This window comes from Streptomyces sp. KL116D, from assembly GCF_030766975.1.
Lineage (GTDB): Bacteria > Actinomycetota > Actinomycetes > Streptomycetales > Streptomycetaceae > Streptomyces > Streptomyces longispororuber_A.
This window is the reverse complement of record NZ_JASERH010000091.1, coordinates 26352-33936: the sequence shown is the minus strand read 5'-3', so window position 1 is coordinate 33936 and position 7585 is coordinate 26352. Positions and strand designations below refer to the sequence as shown.

Annotated in this window: 6 protein-coding genes and 2 pseudogenes; 2 read left to right on the top strand and 6 right to left on the bottom strand. The window is 70.4% G+C overall.

From position 1 onward, the window contains the following. Positions 1-1240: 1240 nt before the first annotated feature. Positions 1241-1639, top strand: a pseudogene (locus tag RBJ77_RS36715) (arylamine N-acetyltransferase); the annotation flags it as partial. 1345 nt (positions 1640-2984) lie between these two features. On the opposite strand, the gene RBJ77_RS36710 reads toward RBJ77_RS36715, so the two are convergent. The 6 genes and pseudogenes from RBJ77_RS36710 to RBJ77_RS36685 form a co-directional block, all read right to left on the bottom strand. Beyond that, complete coding sequence (locus RBJ77_RS36710) at positions 2985-3854, bottom strand: gamma-glutamyl-gamma-aminobutyrate hydrolase family protein (protein WP_372348911.1); 870 nt, start codon at positions 3852-3854, stop codon at positions 2985-2987. A gap of 33 nt (positions 3855-3887) precedes the next feature. After that, on the bottom strand, positions 3888-4070 hold the full coding sequence (locus RBJ77_RS36705) for an aldehyde dehydrogenase family protein (protein ID WP_372348915.1): 183 nt from the start codon (positions 4068-4070) through the stop codon (positions 3888-3890). 350 nt (positions 4071-4420) lie between these two features. Beyond that, a pseudogene (locus RBJ77_RS36700) lies at positions 4421-5311 on the bottom strand (aldehyde dehydrogenase family protein); the annotation flags it as partial. Between the two features lie 251 nt (positions 5312-5562). Further along, a complete protein-coding gene (locus RBJ77_RS36695; RefSeq protein ID WP_372348917.1) occupies positions 5563-5697 on the bottom strand; it encodes a hypothetical protein in 135 nt (44 codons plus the stop codon). A gap of 1385 nt (positions 5698-7082) precedes the next feature. After that, positions 7083-7238 carry a hypothetical protein gene (locus tag RBJ77_RS36690; protein WP_372348910.1) on the bottom strand — a complete coding sequence of 52 codons (156 nt, stop codon included), beginning with the start codon at positions 7236-7238 and terminating at the stop codon, positions 7083-7085. A 22-nt stretch (positions 7239-7260) separates the two neighbouring features. Next, complete coding sequence (locus RBJ77_RS36685) at positions 7261-7404, bottom strand: hypothetical protein (RefSeq protein WP_372348909.1); 144 nt, start codon at positions 7402-7404, stop codon at positions 7261-7263. On the opposite strand from RBJ77_RS36685, the gene RBJ77_RS36680 reads away from it, so the two are divergent. Further along, the gene (locus tag RBJ77_RS36680) at positions 7398-7547 is read left to right on the top strand and encodes a hypothetical protein (protein WP_372348908.1); all 150 of its coding nucleotides are present in this window, start codon (positions 7398-7400) and stop codon (positions 7545-7547) included. The genes RBJ77_RS36685 and RBJ77_RS36680 overlap by 7 nt on opposite strands. Positions 7548-7585: the final 38 nt, after the last annotated feature.

The following is a 7585-nucleotide window of genomic DNA, read 5'->3' as shown; positions in this document are numbered from 1 at the left end:
GGTGTACTTCGTTCAGTTCGGAATTTGGAACCGTTTCGCATTTATCGTGAAACGCTTTCGCGTTTTCGTGCGCCCTTCACCGCGCCCCGCAGTATGGGCCGTCGACAAGAGCGGCGCCTTCCACCTCAACTACACCGACGAGCGGTACCGGCAGGCCGTCGCCTACCGGTCAGCTGCGCAAGAACGCTCGTACCACCCGGACGCGACGTCCCTGTCCTCCCCGACCTCAACGCTGTTCCTCAACATGGCACGGTCGGCTCGATGCAAGAACAGCTTCGGCGTACACGACAGCATACCCGGACACGAAGGGACTGCTGACGCCGGCACCTGCGCTGCCCTACGCGGTCGACGGCACGCCCGGAGGCCACGTCGCGGCCCGCCGTTCCTTCGGTACACCATCCTGAAGAAGGCCAGAAGGGCGCATCCAGATGCTGCTGCGCGTCCTCGACTACCTGGCGTCACCCTTCGGCACGAAGGAGTGGGAGCCTGATGCAGTTCGGTGTCGAGGGCGTCCGCCTGCGACCGGGCGAAGGACGGTTCCCAGGCGCACCAGGCTCGGTGAGGTGGAGAACATCACCAGCCTGCCCTTCCGCGCTATGCTGGCCGAGGGACCGCAGGTGCGCTGTTCGTGCCAGGGCGCCGAAAGCGGTCCGGGCGCTGCGCCTGGCCGCAGAAGGTCGTCGGTGACCATTCGCACGACGCCTCGTTCGGTCTCGTCTCGCGCACCCCTCTCTCGTCTCCCAGGGCGCCACGCTGCGGGCCCTGATGGACTGACGCCGTCACGGCGGTGATCGCCAGGTCGGTCCTCCATGGTCCGACCTCGACGCGGCGGTGAAGTGGCGCTCCCGCGGAGGCGACAAGATCGCCGAGGAACTCGCCAAAGGAGCAGGCTGCCAACAGCTGACGTTGCGATGGCCCCGGTCAGGCGCTGGTTCCCGGAGATGGCGCCCGCCGGACGGAAGTTGACCTTGGTATGTGGAGCAGCGAGCAGCTCGGCCTGGACGCCCTACACCTCAGTCACCTCGGATACGAGGGCGACCGGGCCCCACCCTCACCACGCTGCGGGCCTGGCAGCGCGCCTAATGTGCTGACCCTGCGGTGGGACACCCTCGACAGTTTCCTGCATGCCCGCGAGGTGCGCCTCGACCTGCCCTCGGTGCGGGACAGAAGCTGATCCCGCCGTGGCCGGGGCGGCTGCGTACGAGCACACCGTGCTCTTCGCCGCCGCGCTGGGAGAAACTCGGGTTCCCGCTTCACCGCCGTCTCAGGCCGGGTCCAGCTGGGTGCGGACTCCACCAGCGTCCGGCGACGCACGCCATGCCTGATCGTCGGCCTGGACGGCACCCGCTGGCTGGTCGACATCGGCTTCGGCGCCAGCCCCTGGAGCCCATCGAGGCTCGTGGACGGCGCCCGCAGCGACGCCGGTCCGTGGCCGTTGCCTGCTCCGCCGCCAGGTCATCACCCACGGCGCTCGCCCGGGCTGGGCGGTCCTCCAGCGCGGGGAGAGGCGAGAAGCGCAGCGGCTGGACGGTGCGCCAGGTCGTCACCGAGACCGCGGTACCCCATCGACACACCCTCGGAAAGCCGCTCCGTCGCCACCCGACCGCTCTTCGTGCAATCGCTACATCCCAGCGGCTGACGACTGAGCGGCACGACACCCTGGACACCCTCCTCTGGACGCCGAACGCCCGGAGCCAGGACCCCGTGTCCGAGACGATCCGCCCCACGACGCACCGAAACTCCTCGCGCCGACGTCGCTCGCCATCCACCTCGATCACGGAGGCCGAACTCGGTTCGCAGGCTCACGGAACTCGCCGCTGCCTCTGCCAGCCCACGCTCATGCCACTGTCCCGCCCCGGTACGTCCGCCGGGAACGAGCCGTCAGCCGCCACCAGTCCCCTGGGTCCTCCATGGCTCTGACGCGAGATAGTCCTCCAGCCCGTTCGCCGCCCTACGAACGCCCGTCCCTCTCGTGGTCCCCAGACGAACACGCTCCTCGCTCTGGGATCACTGACGAAGGCGAACTGGTCTCCGCCACCGTTGTCCCCGAAGAACATCAGCGGCTCGAAGGGCATGCGAGAGGCTCGGCGAGAGTCCGCCGAGGTACAGAGGACGCGTTCTCCTTACGCCATCCGTTCGGCGCTCCACACCACGTCGGTTCCGCCAGTGCGCGCACTCCCGTCGCACTCGCGGAGCAGGAGCGCGAGATCCGCGGGCAGCGGCTGCCCAGCTTGCACGCTCGGCCTCGGCCCAAGGCCCCGCTGGTCGCAGGCTCGGCGAGTTCCGCGTCCGCCGACAGTTCCAGGATCAGTTCGCGCCACATCGGGCGAGCATCTCAGGAGCACTGAAGATCACGACAACCCGGCCGTTCCGCAGGGCGTCGCCGTATTACGAATTTGAGGTCGAATGACCCGGGGACCACGATCGGGTCGGTGACGATGCGCCCGTGCCCAGCCAGCGGTCCATCAGCGAGGCAGAGAGCTCGCGGAGGCGAAGCTCGGGGATTCCCGTCCGCCGGGAGCAGATGGCCGCGGTGGCCCAGCATCTACCGGGCCGCGTCCGCCGTGCGTCAGCATCTGGAGGGCGCTCGGTGCTGCGCGGGTCGGATCTCACCTGGACCGCGTTCGTGCCGTTGCTGTGGGTGGTCTGGGTGTGGGGCGAGTCCGGAGACCCGGCACGTCGCCGAGAGGCGGGCATCTCCAAAGGGCACGCTGACCGGCGTGGCCCGCACGCTGGTGTCGCGCGCGGGCTGTTGCGCCGGGCCGGTCATCCGACCGACGGACGGCTCGTGTTGCTGGCCTGACAGCGGACGAGGGCTGAGGACTTCATGCGCGAGGTGTTCCCCCGCGTTCAACGGCGAGGAAGCGTTCGTGACGTCCCGGCTGAGCGACGACGGGTGCCGTGGTTCGCCGAAACGGGTTGCGCAAGGTGGTGCTCCAGGTCGAGGGAGGACGGCGAGGAGCGCCGTCAGTCGCTTCTGCTCCTCAACGGCGAGGGCGCCGACGCCGCGCCAGGCAGGCGTCAAGCTGAGCTGAGCCCCTGCTGGACGTCAGAGGGTGCTGCCCGCCCCAGCGCGGTCGACGAAGCGCTGCTGGGCGATCCTCGTGCGCGGTGTCTTCGGTGCCCTGCACCGCTACAAAGCAGGGCACGGGCGTCGGCGAGTTCGACCTCGATCGTTTCGTCGGCGGCCCGGGCGAGCGATGCAGGCCCCTCCCCAGGCGGTCCGCTGCTGAGTGGTGGTAGCAGCCTTCGGTCTTGTCGGTCGCGGTGATGCGGGCCGGGGCCGAGCCGGGGGCGAGTGTGCCCAGGCGGGATGCCGGACGTGCCGGTGTTCGCGGCGCGAGGCCGCCCATGTCCTGGTGGAGGGTGCCGCCCAGGACGGTGTTGACCACTTGCAGTCCGCGGCGGCAGATCGCCAGGAGCGGGAGTCCGCCCGCCAGTGCCTGGCGGGCGACGCTTCGGAGTCGAACGCACGCGTCCTGCAGGTCGTCGACGTCGTGAGACCGCCATCGATGGGCGTCCGGTGCTCCGTAGCGGTGCGGTGCGGGGTGCTCGCCGCCGAGCAGGACGCCGTCGAAGCGACAGGCGAAGGCAGGCGGCGGCGACGTCGCTGTCGGCCGGGTCGGTGGGGTGGATGGTGGCCCGGTTCTGCTACCGCCCGCCCGCCAGACGGCCTCGATCAGCGCGCGGGCGTTGACGCCTCTGCGGCGCAGCGCAGGGCGGAGGTGGCGCGGAAGCGGGCGGATCGCGATGAGAGCGCGGGCCGTCGTCGTCACAGCTGGATCAAGGTCGTCTTCGGTTCCACATGTGCCGCGCCTCCAGGGCGTGGGCGGACTCGTCGCGTCCGTTGCCACGGCTGCTTCATGCCGCCGAAAGGGGACGGTGAGTCACGCCCTCCTCGTAGCGGATTGACGCCGTGCCGGCCTTGAGGGCGCGAGACCTGGAATGGGCGGTCGACAGGTCGGAGGTCCCACAGGCCGGCTGGCGAGGCCGTACTCGGTCGCGTTGGCGAGGGCGACGGCCTCGTCGAGGTCGTCGAAGGTGAGCACGGACAGGACGGGGCCGAAGATCTCCTCGCGGGCGAGGCGGCTGTCGGGGGCGACGTGATCGAAGACGGTGGGTTCGGAGGTAGACGCCGCCGGTGTCGGTGAGTGCGCGCTCCGCCGGTGCGGATGCGGGCGCCAAAGTCAGTCTCCGCCCGCGCGGACGTGCGGGAAGTCGAGGACGCGGGCGAGGTGACTCTCGCCCGCGAGTGGCGCCCATCTCGGTGGCCGGGTCGAGGGGTCGCCGACGCGCAGCGGCGCGGGCGCGGGCCACGGCGGCTTCGGTGACCTGTTCGGCGACGGAGGCGTGCACGAGGGAGGCGGGAGGGCGCGGTGCACATCTCGCCCTGGTTGAAGAAGATGCCCCAGGCGAGCGGTGGCGAAGCGGCCTTCTCCAGGTCGGGGGCGTCGGGAAGCGATGATGCCCGGTGACTTGCCGCCGAGTTCGGAAATGCCAGACCCGCTGAGGTTGGGTCGGCGGCGTAGTGCAGGAAGTGGGCGGCCGACGGCGGTAAGGAGCCGGTGAAGGCCAGGACGTCGACGTCGGGGTGCAGGGCGCCGAGGGCGCGGCCGGTCACGGGTCCGGTGCCGTTAGACGACGTTGAGGACGCCCGGCGGGAGGCCGTGGCCTCCAGGAGCGATGCGGCCCAGGAGGAGCGCGACAGGGAGCGAGTTCTCGGACGGCTTTGAGTACGACGGTGCAGCCTGCGGCCCGGTGCGGGGGCGACCTTCCAGCCCGCCAGGGTCAGCGGGAGGTTCCAGGGCACGAGCTTCGCGCCGACGACGCCGGCGGGCCTCGCGTGACGACGAGGGCGAGGGCGTCGTGCGTGTGCGGGAGGGACTCGTCGGTGAGTTTGTCCGGCGAGCTGGCCCGTACCAGCGGAACGTGCTGATGACGGCCCGCAGTTCGATGTCGTGGGCGTCGGTGATGGGCTTGCCCATTTCGAAGCTGACGGTGAGGGCCCAGTTCGGCGGTGTGCGTCGAGGAGTTCGGCGACCCGGATCAAGGGTGCGGCCGCGGTCCGCGGGTGCCGTAATGCGGGGCCAGGGGGCCGTGGGTCGAAAGCGCGGCGTGCGGCGGCGACGGCGGCGTTCACCTCGGCTTCGCCGCCGTCGGCGACCGAGGCGAGCTTCCGGCCGTCGCGCGGTGAGATCGCGAGAACTCGCCCCCGCCTCCGGCCTCTTCGGCACACGTCGATCAGGTGGGCGCCGGACGGCTGGGAGACGCCTTGGCCCGCTGGAGCCGGCGCGTCGTGGTGTGCGGTCATGCGTGGTCCTCCAGGGAACGGAGCCGAGAAGGGAAGTCGGGGGCGGGCCGGTCCGCCGCTCGTCGCGTGCGAGTTCCGGCGTGCCGAGGGGACGCGAAGCCGTACGACGCGAGCCGAGCGGGTGAGCGGGTCAGCCGCCGGTGGGAGCGGTGGTGCTTCGGCGCCGGAGCCGTTGGTTGAGCACGCCGAGAGGGCGAGGACGACGGGGACGCTGAGCACCAGCCAGATCGCGGTGCCCGCCTCGCCGCCGATCAGGGTGGTGAAGTTGGCGAGATCAGCCAGATCGCACCGGCGATGCCGAGCGCGCCGAGCAGGGGCGCGATCAGGGTGTTCCAGACCCGCTGGTCGACGCGGCGACGGCGGGAAGAACACGATGAGCCCGACACCGAAGGTCAGCAGGTAGAGCAGCATCATCGCGAGCACGGGCCGCTGAACCAGGAGAGGGTGAGGACGGGGTCCTTGCCGGCCAGGGCGAACGGCACGACGAGGAGCACGGCGATCACGGTCTGGACGCAGCCGGCCGTCCACGGCAGTGCCGGGCGAGGCGGCACAGCCGGGCAGGGAGCTGTCCCGTCGCGGACCGAGGGCGAACAGGTAGCGGTTGGCGGAGTTGTGGAAGGTGAGGATGCCGGCGAACAGGGAGGTGGCGAGCAGGATCGGCAGGACGTCGTTGACCCAGCCGCCGAACTGGTCGGCGATCGGGGCAGACGAAGCCCGAAAAAAAGAGTCTCCGGAGGCCAGGGCGGCGCCCGCCGCGCGGAGTGCTCCTTGGAGGCTCCGTAGGCCGAGATCGGCATCCAGGAGGTGAGGGCGAAAGAATCCGGTGACGACGACCGAGAGGTAGGTCGCGCGGGCACGGTCTTCTTAGGTTCCTTAGCTCCCTCGCCGTAGATGTATTGGCCTCGAAGCCAGACATCGGCTGGCGAACATCACCGCGACGCCAGGGGGCGCCCTGCAGCGCGGCCGACGGGAGGAAACTGTCGGCGGCGCCGAGCCTCGGGCCACGCCCATGAGGGTGACCAGGCCGAAGACGAGCAGGATCTGAACTCGGCGAGAGCACGAAGACGGCAGGCACCTTGGCCGCCCATCTCGATGCCCATGGCTTCCCAGTGCCTGCACCACGGCCATGGTCACCAAGAGTTGTAGACCCACCAGGGCAGGTCGAGGGGTAATGGTCGGCGACGAGGGCGGCGACGGGTGGCGCCGTAGAGCCCGTACATCGCGGCCTGGATGACGCGAGTAGGCGAACAGGGCGACGCTGGCGCTGCCGGCGCCGGCGCGGTGCGGCCGAGTCCGGTGCGATGTAGGTGTAGAAGGCTCCGGCGTCGACGACGTGGCGGCCCATGGCGACCAAGCCGACGGAGAAGAGGAGGATCACGGCTCCGGCCGGCACGTAGGCGGCCGGGGTGCCGGATCCGTTGCCGGTGGCGATCGAGATCGGGACGGCTCCGGCGATGCAGTGAGCGGGGCCTGACCCGACGAGCACGAAAGAAAGAGGATGCCCAGAACGCCGAGGGCGTTGGGTTTGAGCGTGGCTGCAGTGGGGGCGTCCCGTACGGTCCGCTCCGCGGGAAACCGTCTGACTGTCCACTCGGATCACCTGCCAGGGAGAAGGATTTCAGGCCAAACGAGTTGCCTCATCGTCGGGCCGAACGCTATCCGTTTGACAGGGGGTGAGGGCAGCGAGATCCCGCAAGAACGGGACGGGGAGTTCCCGCGACGACCACGCTGCGTGCGCGGCGGCGACCCGGCGGCGATGTGCCGGAGGTGTTCAGTCGGTGTCCGGGTCCTCGGACAGCCGCTCCAGCGAGACCCCTGAGCTCGGCGGTGCCTCTTCGGTGACCTCGCGCTCACCGAAGGCCAGCTGGTGCAGGACCGAGGCCCTCCAGCGCGGCGGAACACGAGCCGCGAGCATGCCGCGGCTCACCGGCCACGGTCCAGGATGCGGGTCAGCTCCCGCGCGCGCTGGCCCCGAAGTACTCCTCGTACAGGCTGCGCAGCTGTGCGGCAGGGAGTTCGGGGCGTCGGCGCGCCTCCGGCGGCAACTCGTGCTGGAACGCCTGGAGTTCCGGGCCCGGAGTCGACCATGTCACACCGAGCGGCGGCGAAGTCGGCGGGCTTGCCCGTGCCGATCTCCAGGGCGCTGCTGTTCAGCGAGGAGTGGATGGCGTGGCTGACCGCCTCCTCGGTCAGCGCGTCGCGCGAACCGAAGTGGTGCACGTACGGCCGTGGGTGACCCCGGCCTCTGGGCGACGGCCCGGTAGGTGAAGGCTG